Annotated in this window: 22 protein-coding genes; 9 read left to right on the top strand and 13 right to left on the bottom strand. The window is 72.0% G+C overall.

All coding sequences use genetic code 11. From position 1 onward, the window contains the following. Positions 1-78: 78 nt before the first annotated feature. The 3 genes from M2163_RS13935 to M2163_RS13925 are packed head-to-tail and all read left to right on the top strand — an operon-like array spanning position 79 to position 3,136. Positions 79-852 (top strand): SDR family NAD(P)-dependent oxidoreductase, encoded by a 774-nt coding sequence (locus tag M2163_RS13935; protein WP_280894103.1) that lies wholly within the window; start codon positions 79-81, stop codon positions 850-852. Beyond that, positions 849-2,516 (top strand): AMP-binding protein, encoded by a 1,668-nt coding sequence (locus M2163_RS13930; RefSeq protein WP_280894102.1) that lies wholly within the window; start codon positions 849-851, stop codon positions 2,514-2,516. Before M2163_RS13935 ends, M2163_RS13930 begins: the two co-directional genes overlap by 4 nt. A gap of 26 nt (positions 2,517-2,542) precedes the next feature. Further along, positions 2,543-3,136: a TetR/AcrR family transcriptional regulator gene (locus M2163_RS13925; RefSeq protein ID WP_280852476.1), complete on the top strand. Its 594-nt coding sequence runs from the start codon at positions 2,543-2,545 to the stop codon at positions 3,134-3,136. Between the two features lie 8 nt (positions 3,137-3,144). Here M2163_RS13925 and M2163_RS13920 read toward each other — a convergent pair whose 3' ends face one another. From M2163_RS13920 to M2163_RS13895, 6 genes are all read right to left on the bottom strand, one after another. Next, positions 3,145-4,359, bottom strand: a complete 1,215-nt coding sequence (locus M2163_RS13920) for an acyl-CoA dehydrogenase (RefSeq protein ID WP_280852477.1) — start codon at positions 4,357-4,359, stop codon at positions 3,145-3,147. Positions 4,360-4,364: 5 nt separating this feature from the next. After that, positions 4,365-5,408, bottom strand: coding sequence for a phosphotransferase family protein (locus tag M2163_RS13915; RefSeq protein ID WP_280894101.1), 1,044 nt, complete (start codon positions 5,406-5,408; stop codon positions 4,365-4,367). Between the two features lie 166 nt (positions 5,409-5,574). Then, complete coding sequence (locus M2163_RS13910) at positions 5,575-5,871, bottom strand: hypothetical protein (RefSeq protein ID WP_280852479.1); 297 nt, start codon at positions 5,869-5,871, stop codon at positions 5,575-5,577. A gap of 326 nt (positions 5,872-6,197) precedes the next feature. Continuing rightward, a complete protein-coding gene (locus tag M2163_RS13905; RefSeq protein ID WP_280894100.1) occupies positions 6,198-6,521 on the bottom strand; it encodes a DUF202 domain-containing protein in 324 nt (107 codons plus the stop codon). Then, positions 6,518-6,910, bottom strand: coding sequence for a DUF202 domain-containing protein (locus M2163_RS13900; protein ID WP_280852481.1), 393 nt, complete (start codon positions 6,908-6,910; stop codon positions 6,518-6,520). Before M2163_RS13900 ends, M2163_RS13905 begins: the two co-directional genes overlap by 4 nt. A 54-nt stretch (positions 6,911-6,964) precedes the next feature. Then, positions 6,965-8,041: an endonuclease/exonuclease/phosphatase family protein gene (locus tag M2163_RS13895; protein WP_280894099.1), complete on the bottom strand. Its 1,077-nt coding sequence runs from the start codon at positions 8,039-8,041 to the stop codon at positions 6,965-6,967. Positions 8,042-8,226: 185 nt separating this feature from the next. On the opposite strand from M2163_RS13895, the gene M2163_RS13890 reads away from it, so the two are divergent. Next, complete coding sequence (locus M2163_RS13890; RefSeq protein WP_280854243.1) at positions 8,227-9,324, top strand: HAMP domain-containing sensor histidine kinase; 1,098 nt, start codon at positions 8,227-8,229, stop codon at positions 9,322-9,324. Here M2163_RS13890 and M2163_RS13885 read toward each other — a convergent pair. Continuing rightward, the gene (locus tag M2163_RS13885; RefSeq protein WP_280852483.1) at positions 9,299-9,814 is read right to left on the bottom strand and encodes an NUDIX domain-containing protein; all 516 of its coding nucleotides are present in this window, start codon (positions 9,812-9,814) and stop codon (positions 9,299-9,301) included. The genes M2163_RS13890 and M2163_RS13885 overlap by 26 nt on opposite strands. A gap of 503 nt (positions 9,815-10,317) precedes the next feature. Beyond that, a complete protein-coding gene (locus tag M2163_RS13880; protein WP_280894098.1) occupies positions 10,318-11,211 on the bottom strand; it encodes a DMT family transporter in 894 nt (297 codons plus the stop codon). Positions 11,212-11,728: 517 nt separating this feature from the next. Here M2163_RS13880 and M2163_RS13875 point away from each other — a divergent pair. The 4 genes from M2163_RS13875 (at position 11,729) to M2163_RS13860 (ending at position 15,673) form a co-directional block, all read left to right on the top strand. Beyond that, positions 11,729-12,685, top strand: coding sequence for a hypothetical protein (locus M2163_RS13875; protein WP_280894097.1), 957 nt, complete (start codon positions 11,729-11,731; stop codon positions 12,683-12,685). A gap of 29 nt (positions 12,686-12,714) precedes the next feature. Further along, on the top strand, positions 12,715-14,247 hold the full coding sequence (locus tag M2163_RS13870; RefSeq protein ID WP_280894096.1) for an APC family permease: 1,533 nt from the start codon (positions 12,715-12,717) through the stop codon (positions 14,245-14,247). A gap of 93 nt (positions 14,248-14,340) precedes the next feature. Beyond that, positions 14,341-15,069, top strand: coding sequence for a molybdopterin-dependent oxidoreductase (locus tag M2163_RS13865; protein ID WP_280852487.1), 729 nt, complete (start codon positions 14,341-14,343; stop codon positions 15,067-15,069). After that, on the top strand, positions 15,053-15,673 hold the full coding sequence (locus tag M2163_RS13860) for a cytochrome b/b6 domain-containing protein (protein WP_280852488.1): 621 nt from the start codon (positions 15,053-15,055) through the stop codon (positions 15,671-15,673). Before M2163_RS13865 ends, M2163_RS13860 begins: the two co-directional genes overlap by 17 nt. A 7-nt stretch (positions 15,674-15,680) precedes the next feature. Here M2163_RS13860 and M2163_RS13855 read toward each other — a convergent pair whose 3' ends face one another. From M2163_RS13855 to M2163_RS13845, 3 genes are all read right to left on the bottom strand, one after another. Then, complete coding sequence (locus M2163_RS13855) at positions 15,681-16,295, bottom strand: YdcF family protein (RefSeq protein WP_280852489.1); 615 nt, start codon at positions 16,293-16,295, stop codon at positions 15,681-15,683. 112 nt (positions 16,296-16,407) lie between these two features. After that, complete coding sequence (locus M2163_RS13850) at positions 16,408-17,805, bottom strand: gluconate:H+ symporter (RefSeq protein WP_280894095.1); 1,398 nt, start codon at positions 17,803-17,805, stop codon at positions 16,408-16,410. A 45-nt stretch (positions 17,806-17,850) separates the two neighbouring features. Then, on the bottom strand, positions 17,851-18,357 hold the full coding sequence (locus M2163_RS13845) for a gluconokinase (protein WP_280852491.1): 507 nt from the start codon (positions 18,355-18,357) through the stop codon (positions 17,851-17,853). Between the two features lie 137 nt (positions 18,358-18,494). On the opposite strand from M2163_RS13845, the gene M2163_RS13840 reads away from it, so the two are divergent. Continuing rightward, positions 18,495-19,196 carry a FadR/GntR family transcriptional regulator gene (locus M2163_RS13840; RefSeq protein ID WP_280852492.1) on the top strand — a complete coding sequence of 234 codons (702 nt, stop codon included), beginning with the start codon at positions 18,495-18,497 and terminating at the stop codon, positions 19,194-19,196. On the opposite strand, the gene M2163_RS13835 is transcribed toward M2163_RS13840, so the two are convergent. Together M2163_RS13835 and M2163_RS13830 are read right to left on the bottom strand one after the other, a co-directional pair. Beyond that, a complete protein-coding gene (locus M2163_RS13835) occupies positions 19,193-19,585 on the bottom strand; it encodes a YchJ family metal-binding protein (RefSeq protein WP_280894094.1) in 393 nt (130 codons plus the stop codon). The genes M2163_RS13840 and M2163_RS13835 overlap by 4 nt on opposite strands. Then, entirely contained in the window at positions 19,582-20,958 is a 1,377-nt protein-coding gene (locus M2163_RS13830) for a M1 family metallopeptidase (protein ID WP_280894093.1), read from the bottom strand. Before M2163_RS13830 ends, M2163_RS13835 begins: the two co-directional genes overlap by 4 nt. Positions 20,959-20,966 lie beyond the last annotated feature (8 nt).

The raw sequence follows: 20,966 nt of genomic DNA, 5'->3' as shown, positions 1-20,966 counted from the left end.
GGAATCCGCTCACCCTTCCTTCATACATACCGACCGGTTAGTCTGGGCTCGCAGTCGAGCCGTAGTCGAAGGAGACCGATGGTGGAAGCCCTGCACGATGCCGGAGTGGTGGTCACCGGAGCGGGAGGTGGCATCGGAGCTGCGCTCGCGCGGCGGTTCGCCGCCGAGGGGGCCCGGGTCGTCGTCAACGACCTGGACGCCGGGCGGGCCAAGGCGGTGGCCGAGGAGATCGGCGGGATCGCCGTCGCCGGGGACGCCTCCGATGTGGTCGCCGACGCTCGTGACGCCCTGAACGGCGTCGTCGACGTCTACTGCGCCAACGCCGGTGTCGCCTTCGGGGGCGGGAACGCCGACGAGCCGCTCGACGAGACCGGCTGGGCCACCTCCTGGGACGTCAACGTCATGGCCCATGTACGGGCCGCCCACGCGCTGCTTCCCGGGTGGCTGGAGCGGGGGAGCGGGCGGTTCGTGTCGACCGTTTCCGCCGCCGGGCTGCTGACCATGATCGGGGCCGCCCCGTACGCCGTCACCAAGCACGGGGCGTACGCCTTCGCCGAGTACCTGTCGCTGACGTACCGGCACCGGGGGATCAAGGTGCACGCGATCTGCCCGCAGGGTGTGCGCACGGACATGCTCGCCGCCACCGGCACCGCGGGGGACCTGGTCCTCAGGCCGACCGCCGTCGAGCCGGAGGACGTGGCCGAGGCGCTGTTCCGCGGGATCGAGGAGGACCGCTTCCTGATCCTGCCGCACCCCGAGGTCGCCGAGTACTACCAGGCGCGGGCCACCGAGCCGGACCGCTGGCTGGCCGGCATGAACCACCTCCAGCGCAAGTGGGAAGAGGTCCGATGAGCGAGTCCCGTTACGCCGCCAAGCCCTGGCTCGACCTGCTCAGCGAGGCCCAGCGCGGTCCGATCGCCCCCGACGACTCCCTGGTGCACGCCCTGCGCCGGGCCGCCGCCGAGGCGCCGGAGCGACCCTTCCTCGCCTACTTCGACGGGCGGCTCGGCTACCGCGAGGTCGACGAGCTCAGCGACTCCGTCGCCGGGCACCTCGCCGCCCGCGGTCTGGAGCGCGGCGACCGGGTGGCGATCCTGCTCCAGAACTCGCCGCTGTTCGTGCTCGCGCTGCTCGGCGCCTGGAAGGCGGGTGCGGTCGTCGTGCCCGTCAACCCCATGTACAAGTCGGGGGAGGTCGGCCATGTCCTGCGGGACGGCGAGGTGGCCGCGCTGATCTGCTCCGACCGGGCCTGGGAGTCGTATCTGCGCGAGACGGCGGCCGGCTCGCCGGTGCGGATCGTGCTCACCGGGTGCGAGCTGGACTTCCAGACCCGTGGGGACGCGCGCGTGCTCGCCTTCGAGCGGCTGCCGCAGGCCGAGGACGCCGACGACCTGGCCGCGGTCGCGAGGGCCGGGCACAAGGCACCCGGGGGACGGGACGTCATGCCCTCGGACATCGCGCTGATCAGCTACACGTCCGGCACCAGCGGCACCCCCAAGGGCGCCACCAACACGCACGGCAACATCATGTACAACGCCGAGCGGCAGCGGACCGGGCTCGGGCTGCCCGAGGCGCCCGTGTACTACGCCCTGGCGCCCCTGTTCCACATCACCGGCATGGTCTGCCAGCTCGGGGCCTGTCTGAACAGCGTGGGCACGCTCGTGCTGACGTACCGCTTCGAGGCGGGCGTGGTCCTGGAGGCCTTCGCCGAGCACCGGCCGCACTACACGGTCGGCCCCTCGACCGCGTTCATGGCCCTGGCCGCCCACCCGGACGTCACCCCGGAGCACTTCTCGTCCTTCGTCAACATCTCCTCGGGCGGGGCCCCGCTGCCGCCCGCCCTGGTGGAGAAGTTCCGGGACGGTTTCGGGCCGTACATCCGCAACGGCTACGGGCTGACCGAGTGCACCGCGCCCTGCGCGTCCGTGCCGCCCCAGCGGGAGGCACCCGTCGACCCGGTGTCCGGGACGCTCGCCGTGGGCGTGCCGGGGCCCGACACGGTCGTCCGGATCGTCGACGAGCAGGGTGCCGAGGTGCCCTTCGGGGAACAGGGCGAGATCGTCGTGCGCGGTCCCCAGGTCGTGCCCGGCTACTGGCGCCGTCCCGACGCGACCGCCGAGACCTTCCCGGACGGCGAGCTGCGCACGGGCGACATCGGGTTCATGGACCCCGAGGGCTGGCTGTACGTCGTCGACCGCAAGAAGGACATGATCAACGCGTCCGGCTTCAAGGTGTGGCCGCGCGAGGTCGAGGACGTGCTGTACACGCATCCGGCGGTGCGCGAGGCGGCCGTCGTCGGGGTGCCCGACGGCTACCGTGGGGAGACCGTCAAGGCGTACATCAGCCTCCGTCCGGGTGTCGAAACCGACCCCGATGCGCTCGCCGTGTACTGCAAGGAGAGACTGGCGGCCTACAAGTACCCACGGCAGGTGGAGATCCTGCCCGAGCTGCCGAAGACGGCCAGTGGCAAGATCCTCCGTCGGGAACTCCGTTCCCGACCGCACAACGGCGAATGACCTCTCGGAAGGCAGGTGGCGGCACAGTGCCCAGGACGACGGACGGAGACGGTACGCCCGTCCCGCAGCGGCTGCTGGCCGCCGCCACCCGGCTCTTCGCCGAGCAGGGCTACGACCGCACCTCCGTGCAGGAGATCGTCGAGGCGGCCGGTGTCACCAAGGGAGCCCTTTACCACTACTTCGGCTCCAAGGACGACCTCCTGCACGAGGTGTACGCGCGCGTGCTGCGCGTCCAGCAGGAGCGCCTGGACGCGCTGGCGAACGCCGACGAGCCGATCGAGAAGCGGCTGCGGGCCGCCGCCGCGGACGTCGTGGTCACCACGATCGAGAACCTCGACGACGCGATGATCTTCTTCCGCTCGATGCACCACCTGAGCCCGGAGAAGAACAAGCAGGTGCGGGCCGAGCGCCGCAAGTACCACGAGCGCTTCCGCGCGCTCATCGAGGAGGGCCAGGAAGCCGGCGTCTTCTCGAAGGCGACCCCGGCCGACCTCGTCGTGGACTACCACTTCGGCTCGGTCCACCACCTGTCCACCTGGTACCGCCCCGACGGCCCGATGGGCCCGAAGGAGGTGGCCGACCACCTGGCCGACCTCCTCCTGCGGGCCCTGCGGCCGTAGAGCGCCTGTCAGAGGTACTTCTTCAGCTCCCGGCGTGCCAGCGAGCGCTGGTGCACCTCGTCCGGGCCGTCCGCGATCATCAGGGTGCGGGCGCCGGCGTACAGCTCGGCGAGCGGGAAGTCCTGGCTGACACCGCCCGCGCCATGGAGCTGGATCGCCCGGTCGATGATGTCGACGACCGCGCGGGGCGTGGCGATCTTGATGGACTGGATCTCGGTGTGCGCGCCCCGGTTGCCGACCGTGTCCATCAGCCAGGCCGTCTTCAGGACCAGCAGGCGCAGCTGCTCCACGGTCACGCGCGCGTCGGCGATCCAGTTGTGGACCACGCCCTGCTGGGCCAGGGCCTTGCCGAAGGCCGTGCGGGAGACGGCCCGCCGGCACATCAGCTCGATCGCCCGCTCGGCCATGCCGATCAGCCGCATGCAGTGGTGGATCCGGCCCGGGCCGAGGCGGGCCTGGGCGATGGCGAACCCGCCGCCCTCCTCGCCGATCAGGTTCGAGGCGGGCACGCGCGCGTGGTCGAAGATCACCTCGGCGTGGCCGCCGTGGTAGTGGTCCTCGTAGCCGAAGACCTGCATCGCACGCCTGACCGTGACGCCGGGGGTGTCCCGCGGGACCAGGATCATCGACTGCTGGCGGCGGATGTCCTCGCCGTCCGGGTCGGTCTTGCCCATCACGATGAAGATCTTGCAGTCCGGGTTCATCGCCCCGGAGATGTACCACTTGCGGCCGGTGACGACGTAGTCGTCGCCGTCCCGTTCGATGTACGTGGTGATGTTGGTGGCGTCGGAGGAGGCGACCTCCGGCTCGGTCATCGCGAACGCCGAGCGGATCTCACCGGCCAGCAGCGGCTCCAGCCACTGCTTCTTCTGCTGCTCGTCGCCGAACTGGGCGAGCACCTCCATGTTGCCGGTGTCCGGCGCCGCGCAGTTCAGCGCGGTCGGCGCCAGCTGCGGGGAACGGCCGGTGATCTCGGCGAGCGGCGCGTACTGGAGGTTGGTCAGCCCGGCACCGTACTCGGAATCGGGCAGGAAGAGGTTCCACAGGCCCTGCCTGCGCGCCTCCGCCTTCAGCTCCTCCACCACGGCCGGGGTGTCCCACGGCGAGGCCAGCTGCGCCCGCTGCTCCTCCGCGACGGCCTCGGCGGGGTAGACGTACTCGTCCATGAAGGCGAGCAGCTTGGCGCGCAGCTCCTCGGTGCGCGCGTCGAACGCGAAGTCCATGCGGATCAGCCTTCCTGGATGCCGTCTTGAAGAGTGGTCAGACCGTGCTGGATGAAGACCGGGACGAGATCGCCGATGCGGTCGAAGCCGCGGCCGACCGTCTGGCCCTGGGTGTAGCGGTAGTGGATGCCCTCCAGGATCACGGCGAGCTTGAACCAGGCGAACGCCGTGTACCAGGACACCGCCGAGACGTCCCGGCCCGAGCGCTCGGCGTAGCGCGCGATCAGTTCGGCGGGGTCCGGGTGGCCCGGGGCCTCGGCGGTCGTGGAGACCGGGGAGTCGGGCATGCCCAGCGGCAGGCTGTACATCACCAGCAGGCCGAGGTCGGTGAGCGGGTCGCCGAGGGTGGACATCTCCCAGTCGAGGATGGCCTTGATGCGGTCGTCCTCGCCCATCAGGACGTTGTCGAGCCGGTAGTCGCCGTGCACGACCGTGGCCGCGGGGGACCGGGGCAGACGTCGGCCGAGCGTCGCGTGCAGCTCGTCGATGCCGGCCAGGTCGCGGTTGCGGGAGGCGTCGAGCTGCTTGCCCCAGCGGCGCAGCTGACGGTCCAGGAAGCCCTCAGGGCGCCCGAAGTCGGCGAGTCCGACCTCCGCCGGATCCACCGCGTGCAGTTCCACGAGGGTGTCGACCAGGGACAGCACGGCGTCGCGGGTGCGCTCGGGGCCCAGCGGGGCGAGCTGGTCGGCGGTGCGGTACGGGGTGCCCTCGACGAACTCCATGACGTAGAACGGCGATCCGGGCGCGGCCTCGTTCGCGGGGTCCTCGCACAGCAGGACCGGGTTCGGGACCGGCACGTCCGTGCGGTGCAGGGCGCTGATGACCCGGTGCTCGCGCTTCATGTCGTGCGCGGTGGCGAGGACATGGCCGAGCGGGGGCCGTCGTACGACCCACTTCGTGGTGCCGTCCGACACCGCGTACGTGAGGTTCGACCGTCCGCCCTCGATGAGCCGGCCGGTCAGGGGGCCCTGCACCAGGCCGGGCCGCTCACGGTCGAGCAGGCCACGCAGCCGGTCGAGGTCGAGGCCTGGCGGATGGTCGGGGCTCATCAGGGCTCCTTACGCGCGCGTGAACGGATACGGACCATCATGCCGACTGGTCGGTATGTCGTCCAGGGGGAACGGTGAACGTGATCCGGCCCACGATAGGCCGACAGGTCCCCGCGCGCTGCGGCGGGGACCTGTCGGCGGTGCCTCCCGGTGTTCTCCGGTCAGGTCAGTGGTCGTCCCAGTGGCCCTCGTGCTCGGCGTGCCGGTGGCCGTCGTGCAGGTAGTCGACGTGGTCGCCGTGCAGGACGCTCTCGTGTCCGCAGTCCTGGCCGTGCCGGTGGTCGTGACCGTCGTGCGAGACGTGCCCGCCGGGCTCGCACTCGTCCCAGTGGCCGTCGTGCGCCCGGTGCAGGTGCCCGTCGTGCGCGTAGTCGACATGCCCCTCGTGCGGCACCTCGGTGTGACCGCAGCCGGAGCCGTGGACGTGCGCGTGGGAGGCGTGCTCGTGGTGGAGGGTGGTCATGATGCTCCCCTGGTGAAGCGACGGTCGATGACGTCGGACAGGCTGCCATGCGCGGGGGGCATATCGGGCGATTCGGGGTGGTGTGGCGTGAGGGTGGGCGGGGGCGTGGGACGGGGTGGGCACTGAGGGGTGGGCTGTGGGGTGGGCTGTGTGGTGTCGGCTCAAGTCGGTGCGGTCGTCGGTCGGCTGGGCGTGTGTGGAGGCTGGTCGCGCCCACGCGGGGGAGCCGCATATCGATGCAGCCCCGCGCCCGTGGGGAGGTGAGGCCGAGACAGGCCAGGACGCTGCCCCTCGATCGGCGCGCCGACGCCCCCCCGGGACCCCCTTCAGAACACCAGCGCCGCCCCGCAAGCCGCCATCGCCACCGTGCACAGGATCGCCGCTGTCGCGTGTCTCGGGGGGAGGCCGGTCGGGGTGCCGGTGGCGGCCAGGGCGCGGATGCGGAGGTGGGCGAGGTACAGGAAGCCCAGCCAGAGAGCGATGACAAGGGCGCAGGCGACCAGGCCCGCCGGGGACGGGCCGCCGTGCAGCGCGGTCTTCACGGCGAGCACGGCGGACACCGTGCCCGAGAGGGTCGTACGGCGCCAGGCGAGCCGGGTGCGTTCGGGCTGGAGACCCGGATCGCGGTCCGCGGCGGCGCTCTCGCTCATCCCTCCCACCCGACGAGCACCACGAAGACCATGGCCACGGCGACCACCGCGACCACCAGACTCAGCAGCGCCGGGAAGCGCGACACCGGCAGGTCCTCGCCCCGCCGCATCGCCCGCTCGCACCGCACCCAGTGGTTGACCGCCCGCAACGAGCACAGCACGCCCGCCGCGAGCAGCGCCAGCGCCAGGCCGACCCGCCACCCCCAGCGCAGGTCCGGCAGGAACTGGTCCACGGCGAAGCCGCCGCCGATCAGCGCGAGGGCGGTGCGCAGCCAGGCCAGAAAGGTGCGTTCATTGGCCAGCGAGAACCGGTAGTCGGGGGTACGGCCCTCCTGCCGCACCTCCTCGGGGGCGAACCAGGCGCGGACGTTCCGTGCGAAATCGATCACGCGCACGAGCCTATCGGCCCCGCTGTCACAGGATGTTGCCGGTGCTCACGGCGGTCACCAGCTGATCCTCGCCGCCACCGGCAGATGGTCGCTGCCGGTGTCCGGCAGGACCCAGGAGCTCTCCGGCCGCACCCCCCTGACCAGGATCTGGTCGATCCGCGCCATCGGGAACGCGGCCGGCCAGGTGAAGCCGAAGCCCTCCCCGGCCGCGTCCTGGGCCGAGGTCAGTCGCGCGGTGAGTCCGGTGAACGCACGGTCGTCCAGGGTGCCGTTCAGATCGCCGAGCAGCACCACCCGCTCGTTCCGCTCGGCGGCGACGGCCCGGCCGATCGCCTGCACGCCCCGGTCCCGCTGGGCCGTGCCGAAGCCGTCCCTGGGCGTCACCCGCACCGACGCCAGGTGGGCCACGTACACCACCAGCGGCCCCCGGTCCGTGGCCACCGTGGTGCGCAGCGCCCGCGTCGCGGACGGGTCGAACGGCTTGGTGTCGGCCAGTGGTCCGTAGTCCATGTCGATGTCGACCGGCCGGGTGTCCGACAGCGGCAGCCTGCTCCACAGCCCGACCGTGCCCCGCACGGCGTGGAACCGGTACGTCCCCGCCAGCTCCTTCTCGTAGGTGCCCTCGGCCTCGGGGGTGATCTCCTCCAGTGCCAGCACGTCGGCGCCGGAGGCGGCCAGGTCGCGGGCGGTGCCCGCCGGGTCCGGGTTGTCGGCGCCGACGTTGTGGCTGACCAGGGTGAGGTCGCCGCCGGAGTGGGACCGGTCGCCGAGCAGCCCGCCGAAGAGGTTCAGCCACACCGTGACGGGCAGCAGCAGCGCGGCCACCGCGGCGGCGGAGCGGCGCAGCAGCGCCCCGGCCAGCAGCACCGGCACGAGCAGGCCGCACCACGGCAGGAAGGTCTCCAGCAGACTGCCGAGGTGCCCGATCCCGTTCGGGACGCTCCCGTGCAGCAGCATCAGCAGGCCGAGCAGCAGCGCCGACGCGGTGAGCACCGGGCCGCGCCGCCAGGGTCCGGCGCGGGCGACGAGCAGGACCGCCCGGCGGATCCCGGAGGCGTGCCAGGTCCCGGAGCCGGTGTCCTGGCGGCCCTCGCCGTCCTGTCCGGTCTCGGCCGTGTCCAGGTGCGTCATCGTCGTCCGTCCTCGCTCACCGCTGATCACACGCAGCAAGTCAAGACGGCGCGATGTTGCCCGGCCGTATGCGAATTTCGATACACCGGCGATATGCCTCGGTTCGTAGCATCGGGAGCATGCGTGCGCTGACGGCCGAGGACGGGGCGGCGAGGAGGGAGCGGACCGTGGACAGGCAGCCCGGGGTGAGCGTCCGCCTCAAGCTCACCCTCAGCTACGCCGGATTCCTCATGGTCGCCGGCCTCCTGCTGCTCGCCGCGGTGTGGCTGTTCCTGCTGCGGTACGTCCCCGACCGCGCGATGCTCTACAACCCCGACGACAGGCCCACGGGCGGTGTCTTTCCCGTCCGGTCCGCCCTTCTGGAGGTCTTCGCCCCGAGGGCGGCCGCGGTGCTGGCGTTCCTGCTGGTGTTCGGCCTCGTGGGCGGATGGATCCTCGCCGGCCGGATGCTCGCCCCGCTGACCCGCATCACGGAGGCCACCCGCCGGGCCACCCACGGATCGCTCTCCCACCGCATCCTGCTGCCGGGGCACAAGGACGAGTTCAGGGAACTCGCCGACGCCTTCGACGCGATGCTCGCCCGGCTGGAGGCGCATGTCGCCGAACAGCAGAGGTTCGCGGCGAACGCCTCGCACGAACTGCGCACCCCGCTGGCCATCTCGAAGGCGCTGCTCGACGTGGCCCGCGCCGACCCGCACGCCGACACCGGCGAAGTCATCGCCCGCCTGCACTCCGTCAACGCCCGGGCGATCGACCTCACGGAGGCGCTGCTCCTGCTCAGCCGCGTCAACCAGCGGTCTTTCTCCCGGGAACCGGTCGACCTCTCCCTGATCGCGGAAGAGGCGGCCGAGGAACTCCTGCCCCTCGCGGAGAAGCACGGCGTCACCGTGGAGACCGGTGGGGACGCCGCCCCCACCAGTGGGTCCCAGGCGCTCCTGCTTCAGCTCACGACGAACCTCGTGCACAACGCGATCATCCACAACCTGCCCGAGGGAGGCGCCGTGCGGGTCACGACGGGCGGCCGCCCCGGGGCGGTGGTGCTCACGGTCGAGAACACCGGCGATCAGATGAGCCCGGCGCTGGCCGCCACGCTCACCGAGCCGTTCCAGCGCGGCACCGAGCGCGTGCACACCGATCACGCGGGCGTGGGGCTCGGCCTGGCCATCGTGAAGACGATCACCCACGCCCACGGCGGGACGCTCTCCGTGGTCCCGCGCCGTGACGGCGGGCTCCGCATCACGGTGGCGCTCCCGGCGGTCAGCCCATCGACCGGTACGCCTTGAGCCGCTCGTAGGCCGCCAGCCCGTCCGGTACCCACTCCCAGTCCCGCAGGCGCAGCTCCACCTCGTCCTCGGTCAGGAAGTCGTGCCAGGCGACCTCCTCCACCTGCGGACTGACCGGGAGCTCGCAGCGGACCTCGTAGACCGCGGACCACCAGGTCCGGCCGGTGCCGTCGTCGTACAGGAACTTGAAGAGGTACTCCGGGCGCGGCAGGCCGCTCACCCCCAGTTCCTCCTCCGCCTCGCGCAGGGCCGCGTCGTCGTAGGACTCGCCCGCGCCGACCACTCCGCCGACGAACATGTCGTAGAGGGAGGGGAAGACCAGCTTGGTGGGCGTGCGGCGATGGACGAAGAGACGGCCCTCCGCGTCCCTGGCCTGGATGAAGACACAGCGATGACGCAGGCCACGGGCGTAGGCCTCACCCCGCGGGGACTGTGCGACCACCTGGTCGCTCTCGTCGACGATGTCGAGGATCTCGTCAGCAGCGCTCATGCCCCCATCCAAGCAGGGACCACCCGACCGGGTACGACGTGTGTCCCCGCCGGCAGGTCTGCGTCCGACGGCGTCCCGAAGCCCGCCCACGCGCGGCCCAGCAGGACCACGCGCCGTACCGGGGGCGGCACCCCACCGACTGCTCCCCTCTCTCCGTGGGCGGGTCCGCAGCCCACCTGGTGCCCGGAGCCGCTGCCCGTGCAGGTGCGCAGCCGGGAAGCAGATGCCGGGGCCTCGCCGTCAGGTGCGAGCCGGCGCCGTTGCCGGGCCGTGCCTGCTGCGCGCAGGTCCGCATCCGGAAGTACGCCTCGCCGCCAGGTAGGTGCCCGGCCCCGCTGCCCGGTCGCGCGCCGCCCCGCACCAACCGCACCCGCGTCCGCGACGGTTTCGCAGCCATGTTCGTGGGACCGCAGCCGGCGGGGGAGCCGGGCCTTGCGGAAGCTCGCGGACCGCACCAGCCCCCGACCGGGCAGCCACCACCCCCGGCGACACCCCGCCCCACCTCAGCTCGGCTGCAGGTCCCGCGCCGGTTCGGACCGGTCCGCACCGCACGGCATCGCGGGATGCATCCCCAGCAGCACGATCCCGGTGACGACGGCCGCCAGGCCCACCGCCTCCCAGGTCAGTGCCGCGGTGTCGGTGCGCAGCCGGTCGCCCAGGAAGCCCACCCCGCACACGATCCCGGCGAGCGGCTGGGCCGCGGTCAGGGCGGGCAGCGACATCCGCAGCGGCGCCGTCTCGAACGCGCTCTGCACCAGGACGAGCCCGGTGACCCCGAGGACCAGCACGGCGTACGGCTGCCAGCCGGTCAGCAGCTCGGCGAGACCGCCCTCGGAGAAGCGCTGGCCGCTGACCCGGGTGAGGGCGTCCTGGACGCCGTAGAGCAGTCCGGCCGCCAGGGCCAGCAGGACCGGCCCCGAGCTGAGGCGGGAGCGCTTGGCGTAGGTCGTGAGCAGCAGGGCGAGGCCGACCATGGCGCCGATGATCAGCCAGTGGCGGAACGGGTCGGTGACCGCCGTACCGCCGCGCGGCTCGCCCGCCACGATGAACGCGGTCACCCCGCCCGCCAGCAGCGCGAGCCCCGCCCAGCCCTGGCGGCCCAGCGGCTGCTTGGTCTGCCTGCGCGAGAGGGCGAGGGCGAACAGCAGGTTCGTGGCGAGAAGGGGCTCGACCAGGGAGACCTCGCCCTGACCGAGCGCGATGGCGCCCAGCACCATGCCGGCCACCATCAGCCCGATACCGCCGAGCCAGCGCGGCACCTTCACCAGATCGAGGAGCAGCCGCGGGGAGAGGAAGTCGCTCAGCGGGGCCTGACGCGCCGCGTTCTGCTGCAGCACAAAGCCGAAGCCCAGGCAGCAGGCAGCACTCACGGCGAGAGTCAGAACCAGAACCGACACGCTGCGTACCTCGATCGTCCGGCCGGGCGGCGGGGTGGTAGTCGCCGACTGTAGCGTCCCAGTGTCCGGCTTGCCCCTGGGAGTACCCGGATTCGGGCCGTCGACTCGGCCACCGAACTCTTCTCGGTGGCGGGGTGTCCTGCCATGGTGCGGTGCGCGGGAGAGCGCCGCCATGGCGTACGCCACAGACGCGGGGCATTGACCTGTTCCCACCAGCACCGCTTCGCCACAACTTCCTCTCAAGTATGGAGAGTTGACGCGTGTAACGCGCTGTCCACCCTTGACGCAAACCATTGGCGGGGGGTTGGCTGTCCGTGATCAGTCGATGGCGGTGCGAATCAGTCACCGACCGGCCCCGTCGCCGATCGTCCTGCCCGCATCCCCGCAGGCGCCCCCTCCGCCCCATCCACCACACCTGCCACAGCCCACCCACTGCACCCGCCACCTCCCACGCATCACCGAAGCACACTCCCGTCACCCCCCCGCCCCACTCCGTCCCGTGAGGAAAACCCACACGGTGTCCCCGCCTCCGCCCCCACCCCCCTTCGGCCGCGGCCGGAAACGCGCCTCCCAGGCCTTCGACGCGGCCCTCGACGACGCCGAACTCATCGACGCGCGCGCCGCGTTGACGCAGGGCAGGTGGCAGGCGGCCCGGGCGCTGCTCACCCGGACGGGCGATGACTGGGACCGACGGGGGCACCGCGTCACGGTGCTCGCGGCCGAGCCGTACAGCGACGCCTGGGCGGGGGACTGGCTGGTGGCCGAGCCGGACTCCGCCGACGCCGCCGTGCTGCTCGCCCTCGCCCTGGTGCAGCGCGTCCGGCGCGGCAAGGGCAAGCCCGCCGCGGCCCGGGAGGCCTGCCGGAACGCGGCCCGTCTCGCGCCCGCCGACCCCACCCCCTGGCTCGGCCTGCTCCTGCTGGAGCGCGACCTCGGGGCGGCCGACGAGGTGGCGGAGGTCTTCGGCGAGATCCGGCGGCGGCACGCCGACCACCACCACGCCCACCATCTGATGGTCGCCCGGCTCGCCGAGCGCCGCGCCGAGGCGGGCCCCGACCCGCTGCACGAGGTCTACGACTTCGCCAACTGGGCCGCCGAGCAGGCCCCCGCCGACTCACCGCTGGCGATCCTGCCGGTCATCGCGCACGCCGAGCGCTACCGCGCCCTGGCCGCCGCCGGACACGAGCCGCACGACCCCGCCGCCTCCGGCCACTGGACCGGACGCCGGGCCCGCCAGGTGATGAAGGCGGCCTTCGACTGGTGGCTGGAATGGGAGCACGAGGGCCACCCGCGCCGCCTGGTCGACCTCAACTTCCTCGCCCACGCGAAGGTCTGCGAGGGCCGCGGCGCCGAGGCCGCCGCCCTCTTCCACCGCATCGGCGAACGCCCCACCCCGGCCCCCTGGTCCTATCCGGACCGCGAGCCGTACTCCGCCTTCCGTGCCGCCCGCGACCATGCGCTCGGCACGGTGTGACACCCCCGAACCCCAGAAGGACGGTCCCCATGACCACCGAGAGTTCCAGCAAGAGCAGACCGGACATCAGTACGTTCAAGGGGCAGGAGCGCGCGCTGCGGGCCGGCCGGCTCGGCACCGGGGGCCTGCTGCTCTCCGTCCTGGCGGCGACCGCGCCCCTCATGGTCGTCGCGGGTGTCATGCCCACCACATTCGCGGTGATGGGGATCGTCGGCCAGCCGCTCCTGTTCGTCGTGCTCGGCATCGTGCTCGTCCTGTTCAGCGTCGGCTACGCCGAGATGAGCCGGCACGTCCACAACGCGGGCGCCTTCTACGCCTACATCTCCCGCGGCCTCGGCGGCACCGCCGGCGCCGCCGCCGCCCTGGTCGCCCTCGTCGCCTACAACGCCCTTCAGGTCGGCATCTACGGCATCTTCGGCTTCGAGGTCTCCGGGCTGTTCGCCACCTACGCCGACCTGTCGGTGGCCTGGTGGATACCGGCCCTGGTGGCCGCCCTGGTGGTAGGAGCGCTCGGCTGGCTGAAGATCGACGTCAACGCGCGCGTGCTCGGCGTTCTGCTGATCATCGAGGTCGCCCTGGTCGTCATCTTCGACATCTCCGCCGTCGCCGACCCGGCGGCCGAGGGCCTGTCCCTGCACGCCTTCAACCCGGACACCCTCAGCGGCGCGGGCGTCGCCACCGCCCTGTGCTTCTGCATCGCCGCCTTCACCGGCTTCGAGCAGGCGCCCGTCTACGCCGAGGAGACCAGCCGCCCGCATGTGCTCGTCCCGCGCGTGATGTTCCTCGCCGTCGGCGGCGTCGCCGTGTTCTTCGCGCTCAGCAGCTGGGCCCTCACCGTCGCCACCGGCCCCTCGGCCATCGTCGGCGCGGCTCAGAAGCAGAGCGCGGGACTGCTCTTCGGCCTCACCGAGGACCGCCTCGGCACCACCTTCACCGACGTGCTGCACTTCCTCTTCGTGACCGGCATGTTCGCGGCGCTGCTCAGCTTCCACAACGTCGTCGCCCGCTACGCCTTCGCCATGGGCCGCGAGGGCCTGCTGCCCGCCGCCTTCGGCCGCACCAACAGCGCGAGCGGCGCGCCCGGCACCGGCTCGCTGCTCCAGACGGCCGTGTCCGTCCTGGTCATCGCGGTCTTCGCGATCGCCGACGACAAGCCCACGGGCGACCCGACCGTGCCGGTCCTGCACCTGTTCACCTGGCTCGGCAACATCGGCTCCCTCGGCGTGATCCTGCTGATGGCGGCCGCCTCCGCCTCCGTGGTCGTCTTCTTCGTCCGGCGCGGTGCCGCGGGCGCCCAGGCCTGGCGCCTGGTCACCTCCGCCCTCGCGGGGACCGCCCTGCTGGTGATCGCCGTCTACACGGTGAAGGACTTCGACGTCCTGGTCGGCGCGGGCCCGGACTCCGCGCTCAGCTGGGTGCTGCCCGGCATCATCGGACTGGCCGTGCTGGTGGGCCTGACGCAGGGCCTGCTGCTGCGGGCCCGCAGGCCCGAGGCGCACGCCCGGATCGGGCTCGGCAACGAGGCGTTCCAGCTGGAGAAGGCGGCCGAAGAGGCATCGTGACCGCCTGAGAACGCCGTGAGAAGTGGTTACGGAAGTCTGACGAGCACCCGCGATTCCTGGCTCCGCGGGCATCGCGGGTGTTCGAATGGTGAGGTGAACTCGGAACAGCCCGAGGAACAGCGCGGTACGCCGATCGGCCGCCGCGTCCTCCTCGGCACCCTCGGCCTGGGCGCCCTCGGCGTGGTCGCCGCGCCCACCCTGCAACGCGGCCTGGAGGCCTTCCTCGGCAGCGCCGCCGACAAGGACCCCACCGGTCTGACGGGCCTGCTCCCCAATGGCGGCGGCTTCCGCTACTACTCGGTGACGTCGTCGGTGCCGCACAAGAACGCCGGGAACTACCAGCTCAAGATCGACGGCCTGGTCTCCCGCCCCCGCACGTACACCCTGGCCGACCTGCGGGCGATGCCCCAGACCCGGCTGGTCAAGGACGTGCAGTGCGTGACGGGCTGGCGGGTCCCGGACACGCCGTTCGAAGGCGTACGGCTCTCCGAGCTGCTGGATGCCGCCGGGGTGCGCGCCAAGGCGGGCGCCGTCCGCTTCACCTGCTTCGACGGCGCCTACTCCGAGAGCCTCACCCTCGACCAGGCCCGCCGCCCGGACGTCCTGGTCGCCCTGCGCATGCAGGACAAGGACATCGGCCACTCCCACGGCGGCCCGGTCCGCCTCTACGTGGCCCCGATGTACTTCTACAAGTCCGCCAAGTGGCTGTCCGGCATCACCGTCACCGAGGACGTGGAGCCGGGGTACTGGGAGGACCGGGGCTACGACGTGGATGCCTGGGTCGGCCGATCGAACGGGCGGGACGATGAGCCTACGAGTTGACGCCCCCTCGCCGACCCGCGTCCGGCGTTTCGGCCGCAGCCAGAGGTGGGTCCACCGCACGACCGCGGCCCTGATGGGCGTCTGCGTGGCGACGGCCGCCTGTCTGTACGTTCCCCAGCTCGCCGAACTCGTCGGCCGCCGCGAGCTGGTGGTCCGCGTCCACGAGTGGGCGGGCCTCGCCCTGCCCGTACCGGTCCTGCTGGGTCTGGCCTCCCGCGCCTTCCGCTCCGACCTGGGCTTCCTGAACCGCTTCGGCCCGCACGACCGGGTCTGGCTGCGGGCCGCCCTGCACCGCGACAAGCGCCGGACCTCCCGCCCCGCGGGCAAGTTCAACGCGGGCCAGAAGGTCTACGCCGCCTGGATCGCCGGGGCGACCCTGGTGATGCTGGGCACCGGCCTGCTGATGTGGTTCACCCACCTCACCCCGATCCAGTGGCGCACCAGCGCGACCTTCGTCCACGACTGGCTCGCCCTCACCATCGGCATCGTCCTCGCGGGCCACATCGGCATGGCGCTGGGCGACCCGGAGGCACGGCGGGGACTGCGGACGGGGTCGGTGAGCCGGGAGTGGGCGGAGCGGGAACATCCCCTGTGGCGGCCGTAGCCTGACGTCAGGCCACCGGCCCGCCAGGGTGGCCCTTCCGCTCGTCGGCGCGCAGGCCGCGCAGGGTCCACAGTCCGTACAGCGCCAGCAGCGGTTTGACGGCGATCCATTCGCCGGGACGGTAGTCGTCCGCGCGCACCAGCCGTTGCGCCAGGTCCGGGCGCTGCCGCCGCAGGTAGGCGCGGGCCTTGAGCGCGTGCGCGGGCTGGGAGACGATCCTGATGCGGTCCACGTCCTCGAGCAGCGGGATCACGTTCGTGATGTTCTCCCACGTCGTCGTGGACCGGTCCTCCAGGAGCACCGGACCGTCGAACCCGAGCACCGACTGCGCGTAGTCGGCCATCAGCCGGGCCTCCGTCGCGCCGCTGCCGGTCGCTCCGCCGCTGAGGATCAGACGGGCCCCGTGCCCACCGTCGGCGCCCAGGGAGCGGATTCCGGCACGGACCCGCCACCGGTTGATCAGGTTCGCCCTGTCCCCGGGGTTGCGGTATCCCAGGACCACCACGGCCGAGGAGGCGCCCCGGCCGTCGCCCACCAGTCCACGGGACCAGCGCCGGTTCAGCCACTCGCCCCAGACCAGGACCGCAGCCCCGGCCGTCACCAGTCCCGTCGTTCGCCGCATGCGAGGGACTCTAAAGCACCCCGGCACCGGTTCCCGGGCCCGCGACGGCAACGGCGACGGGCGAGGCCGGAAACCGCGCCTCGCCCGCCCCGGGTGCCTCGTGGCCGTACGCCTAGATGACCAGTGACAGCAGCAGCACCAGGCCGCCGGCGACCACCGAGATGATCGTCTCCATGATCGACCAGGTCTTGACCGTCTGACCGACGTCCAGGCCGAAGTACTCCTTGACCAGCCAGAACCCGGCGTCGTTGACATGGCTGAAGAAGAGCGAGCCGGCGCCGATGGCGAGGACCAGCAGGGCCGTCTCCCCGGTCGACATGCCTTCCGCGAGCGGGGCGACCAGACCGGCCGCGGAGATCGTGGCCACCGTCGCCGAGCCGGTCGCGAGCCGGATCGCCACCGCGATCAGCCAGGCCAGCAGGAGGGCCGGGATCGACCAGTCCTTGGATATGTCCAGGACCATCTGACCCACACCGGAGTCGATCAGGGTCTGCTTGAAGCCGCCGCCCGCGCCGACGATCAGCAGGATGCCGGCGATGGGCGCGAGGCCCTTCTCGACGAGCGGGGAGAGCCGGTCCTTGCCGAAGCCGGCCGGGCGCAGCAGCGTGAAGATGCCCACGAGGACCGCGGCCAGCAGGGCGATCATCGGGGAGCCGACGACGTCGAAGACGCGCTGGGTGAGGTTCTCGGGGTCGTCGATCACGATGTCGACCAGTGCCTTGGACAGCATCAGCACGACCGGGAGGAGGATCGTCGCCAGCGTGGGTCCGAAGTCCGGGCGCTTCTCCAGTTCCTCCGAGGCGCGCTGCGGGATCATCCGGTCCGGGGCCGGCACGTCCACCCAGCGGGCCGCGTACCGCGAGAACAGCGGACCGGCGATGATCACCGTCGGGATGGCGACCAGGACGCCGAGCGCGAGCGTGACACCGAGGTTGGCGTCGACGGCGTCGATCGCGACCAGCGGGCCGGGGTGCGGCGGCACCAGGCCGTGCATGACGGACAGGCCCGCGAGAGCCGGGATGCCGATGCGCATCAGGGAGTAGTTGCCGCGCTTGGCGACCATCAGCACGACCGGGATCAGCAGCACGACGCCGACCTCGAAGAACAGCGGCAGACCGATGACGGAGGCGATCAGGACCATCGCCCACGGCATCGAACGGCCGCCCGCCTTCTCCAGGATGGTGTCGACGATCTGGTCGGCGCCGCCCGAGTCGGCGAGCATCTTGCCGAGGATCGCGCCGAGGGCGATCAGCACACCGACGCCGGCGACCGTGGTGCCGAGCCCGGTGGTGAAGCTTGCGATGGCCTTGTCGAGCGGCGCTCCGGCGACCGCGCCGAGCACGAGCGTGCCCAGGGTCAGCGACAGGAAGGCGTGGAGCTTGAACTTGGTGATGAGCAGCACGATGACGGCGATGCCCGCCAGGACGGCGATGCCTAGCTGGGCGTGACCGGCCGAGGTGATCGGCTCGGGTGCGTCCGCTGCCAGCAACTCGACGCTGAGTCTGGTCACGGGGGTTTCCCTTGCAGGTACGGGGACGTTCTTCGGAAAGGGGTGCTACGGGAGTTCGGCGAGCGCCTTCGCGGCCCGCCCGGTGATGTCCTCCGGGCTGCCGGAGACGTCCACCACGACCCCGGCCTCGTCCTCCTGGAGGGGCTGGAGCGTGGCGAACTGCGAGTCCAGCAGTGCGGTGGGCATGAAGTGCCCCTGCCGGTGCGACATCCGGTCCTCGATGAGGGAGCGGTCGCCCGCCAGGTGCACGAAGACGACCCCGGGCGCCTCGGCCCGCAGCCGGTCGCGGTAGGACCGCTTCAGCGCCGAGCAGCTGACCACCCCGCCGAGCCCCGCCCGCCCGTGCGCCCAGGAGCCGATGGCGTCGAGCCACGGCCACCGGTCGTCGTCGGTGAGCGGGGTGCCGGCCGACATCTTGGCGATGTTGGCCGGCGGGTGGAAGTCGTCGCCCTCGGCGTAGGGGACACCGAGCCGGGCGGCGAGCAGGGGACCGACGGTGGTCTTGCCGGTTCCCGCGACGCCCATGACCACGACGACCTTCGGGGTACTCATCGCTGCCTCACTGTCTGCTGTCTTCGTCGACACCTTCGATGTCGAGCAACTGAAACCGATTAGGTAGGACTAATCAAGACCCTGTGACAAATAAGTCTGACTTTTTCTCGGCGTGACGCGCCCCGTACGCTGAGTGCATGAGCACATTGGGCCGCGGGCTGCACGGACGCGTACTGGACGCCCTCGGCCCCGCGATCACCGCGGGCGAGTACCCGCCGGGCAGCGTTCTGCGCACCGACGAACTCGCCCAGCGTTTCGACGTCTCACGCTCCGTGATGCGCGAGGCGGTGCGGGTCCTGGAGTCCATGCACCTGGTCGAGTCCCGCCGCCGGGTGGGCGTGACGGTCCGCCCGAAGGCCGAGTGGAACGTCTACGACCCCCAGGTCATCCGCTGGCGGCTGGCCGGCACCGACCGTCCGCAGCAGCTGCGCTCACTGACCGTGCTGCGCTCGGCGATCGAGCCCGTGGCGGCGGGCCTGGCCGCGAAGCACGCGACCGCCGAGCAGTGCGCCGAACTCACCGAGTGCGCACTCGGCATGGTCGCCAACTCCAAGGGCCACCGCCTGGAGGGCTACCTCTTCCACGACATCGCCTTCCACCGGGTGATCCTCAACGCCTCCGGCAACGAGATGTTCGCCCGCCTCGGGGACGTCGTCGCCGAGGTCCTCACCGGCCGCACCCGGCACGAGGTCATGTTCGAGGACCCCGACCCGGCCGCCGTCACCCTGCACGTCCGGCTCGCCGAGGCGATCCGCGCCGGCGACGCGGGCCACGCGGAGGCCCTGACCCGCGAGATCGCGGAGGGCGCGCTCCAGGAGCTGGACATCCTCGCCCCCTAGTCCAGGAACTCCCCGTCCACGTACACCCAGGCCCCGTCCACCCGCTCGAAACGGCTGCGCTCGTGCAGCGAGCCGCCCTTGAACGACGCCCGGAAGGTCACCGTGCCGGTGGAGTGGAAGGCCGAGCCGTCGGTCGTCTCCAGGATCTCCAGACCGGCCCAGCGCACACCCGCGTCGAGATCCAGCGCCCCGGGACGGGTCCGGGGGTGCCAGGTGCGCAGCAGGTACTCCCGCTCCAGCTTCACGAAGGCGCTGTAGCGCGACCGCATCAGCGCTTCGGCCGTGGGCGGCGCCGACTCGCCCCGGAGGAAGCGCCCGCAGCAGTCGTCGTACGTCTTCCGCAGACCACAGGGGCAGCCGGGCCGCTGCCGTACGGCACGCCGGGTCATGGCTGCACCGTCCCGGTGTTGGTCGGCGGGTGCGCCGGCCGGGCCGGACCCAGTGTCGGCAGCGGCGGCAGCGCAGTGCCGTGCACCCACGCGTCGAACAGCCCGGTCAGCGGCTCGTCCGCGAACCGGTTGACGTGGGCCGTGAGCGTCGAGGTGGTCACCGCACCGCCCCGGTGCAGCCCGGCCCAGCCGCGCAGCATCCGGAAGAACGCCTCGTCGCCCATCGCACAGCGGATCGCGTGCACGGTGAGCCCACCGCGCTCGTAGAGCCGGTCGTCGAACATCGACTTGCGGCCCGGGTCCGCCAGCCGCAGGTCCTGCGGGAGCGAGGACAGCAACCGGTGCGCGGCACCGGCCAGTTGCTGTGCCGAACGGCCACCCGAGCGCTCCGACCACAGCCACTCGGCGTACTTGGCGAACCCCTCGTTCAGCCAGATGTGCCGCCAGTCGGCGATGGACACGCTGTTGCCGAACCACTGGTGCGCCAGCTCGTGCGACACCAGCCGCTCCGAACCCCGGGCCCCGTCCACGTGGTTGGCGCCGAACAGCGACAACCCCTGGGCCTCGACGGGCACATCGAGCTCCTCCTCCGTGACGAGGACGGCGTACTCGTCGAACGGATACGGCCCGAAGAGCTCCTGGAACAGCTCCATCATCTGCGGCTGCCGGGCGAAGTCCCGCGAGAACTGCGGCAGCAGGTGTGCCGGGATGTGCCCGTGCTGCGGCACCCCGCCCGGACCCGGGTCGCCCAGCAGCACCGTCTGGTACTTGCCGATCGCCAGCCCGACGAGATAGCTGGAGGTGGGAGCGGCCTGCTCGTACACCCAGGTCGTCGTGGACGCCTTGGTCGTCCGGGTCAGCAGCCGGCCGCCCGCCACGACCGCGTAGGCCGACGGCGTGGTGACCGAGATCTGGTACGACGCCTTGTCCGCGGGCCGGTCGTTGCACGGGTACCAGGACGGTGCCCCGATCGGCTGGCTGGCCACCAGCGCCCCGTCCTCCAGCTCCTCCCAGCCGAGCCCGCCCCAAGGGCTGTGCACCGGCTTCGGGTTGCCCGACCAGTGCACCTCGACCGTGAACGCGGCCCCGGGTCGCACCGGCTTCGCCGGCCGGACCCGCAGCTTCCCGCCCCGGTGCGTGTAGTGCGCCGGCCGGCCGTCCACCCGAACCCGGCCGATCTTGAAGTCGGAGAGGTTGAGCAGGAACTCGGCGAGCGGCGAGCGACCCGCTATGGCGTTGATCCGGGCGCTCCCGGCCAGCCGGTTGGGGGCGGGGCGGTAGTCCAGCGCGAGCTCGTAGCGGTGCACCCGGTACCGGGCGTCACCGTGGTCCGGGAAGTACGGGTCCGAACCCGCCGCCTGCTGAACTGCCACTGCCGCTT

This window comes from Streptomyces sp. SAI-135, assembly GCF_029893805.1.
In the GTDB taxonomy this organism is placed as follows: Bacteria; Actinomycetota; Actinomycetes; order Streptomycetales; family Streptomycetaceae; genus Streptomyces.
Note: the sequence above shows the minus strand (reverse complement) of the source record. Positions and strands in the feature narration are given on the sequence as shown.

Bases quoted from the DNA above. Each gene is read 5' to 3' on its own strand.
- M2163_RS13935 (WP_280894103.1), top strand. From the start codon at position 79: ATGGTGGAAGCCCTGCACGATGCCGGAGTGGTGGTCACCGGAGCGGGA.
- M2163_RS13930 (WP_280894102.1), top strand. From the start codon at position 849: ATGAGCGAGTCCCGTTACGCCGCCAAGCCCTGGCTCGACCTGCTCAGC.
- M2163_RS13920 (WP_280852477.1), bottom strand. From the start codon at position 4,359: ATGGACTTCGCGTTCGACGCGCGCACCGAGGAGCTGCGCGCCAAGCTG.
- M2163_RS13915 (WP_280894101.1), bottom strand. From the start codon at position 5,408: ATGAGCCCCGACCATCCGCCAGGCCTCGACCTCGACCGGCTGCGTGGC.
- M2163_RS13910 (WP_280852479.1), bottom strand. From the start codon at position 5,871: ATGACCACCCTCCACCACGAGCACGCCTCCCACGCGCACGTCCACGGC.
- M2163_RS13905 (WP_280894100.1), bottom strand. From the start codon at position 6,521: ATGAGCGAGAGCGCCGCCGCGGACCGCGATCCGGGTCTCCAGCCCGAA.
- M2163_RS13895 (WP_280894099.1), bottom strand. From the start codon at position 8,041: ATGACGCACCTGGACACGGCCGAGACCGGACAGGACGGCGAGGGCCGC.
- M2163_RS13885 (WP_280852483.1), bottom strand. From the start codon at position 9,814: ATGAGCGCTGCTGACGAGATCCTCGACATCGTCGACGAGAGCGACCAG.
- M2163_RS13870 (WP_280894096.1), top strand. From the start codon at position 12,715: ATGACCACCGAGAGTTCCAGCAAGAGCAGACCGGACATCAGTACGTTC.
- M2163_RS13860 (WP_280852488.1), top strand. From the start codon at position 15,053: ATGAGCCTACGAGTTGACGCCCCCTCGCCGACCCGCGTCCGGCGTTTC.
- M2163_RS13855 (WP_280852489.1), bottom strand. From the start codon at position 16,295: ATGCGGCGAACGACGGGACTGGTGACGGCCGGGGCTGCGGTCCTGGTC.
- M2163_RS13845 (WP_280852491.1), bottom strand. From the start codon at position 18,357: ATGAGTACCCCGAAGGTCGTCGTGGTCATGGGCGTCGCGGGAACCGGC.
- M2163_RS13840 (WP_280852492.1), top strand. From the start codon at position 18,495: ATGAGCACATTGGGCCGCGGGCTGCACGGACGCGTACTGGACGCCCTC.
- M2163_RS13835 (WP_280894094.1), bottom strand. From the start codon at position 19,585: ATGACCCGGCGTGCCGTACGGCAGCGGCCCGGCTGCCCCTGTGGTCTG.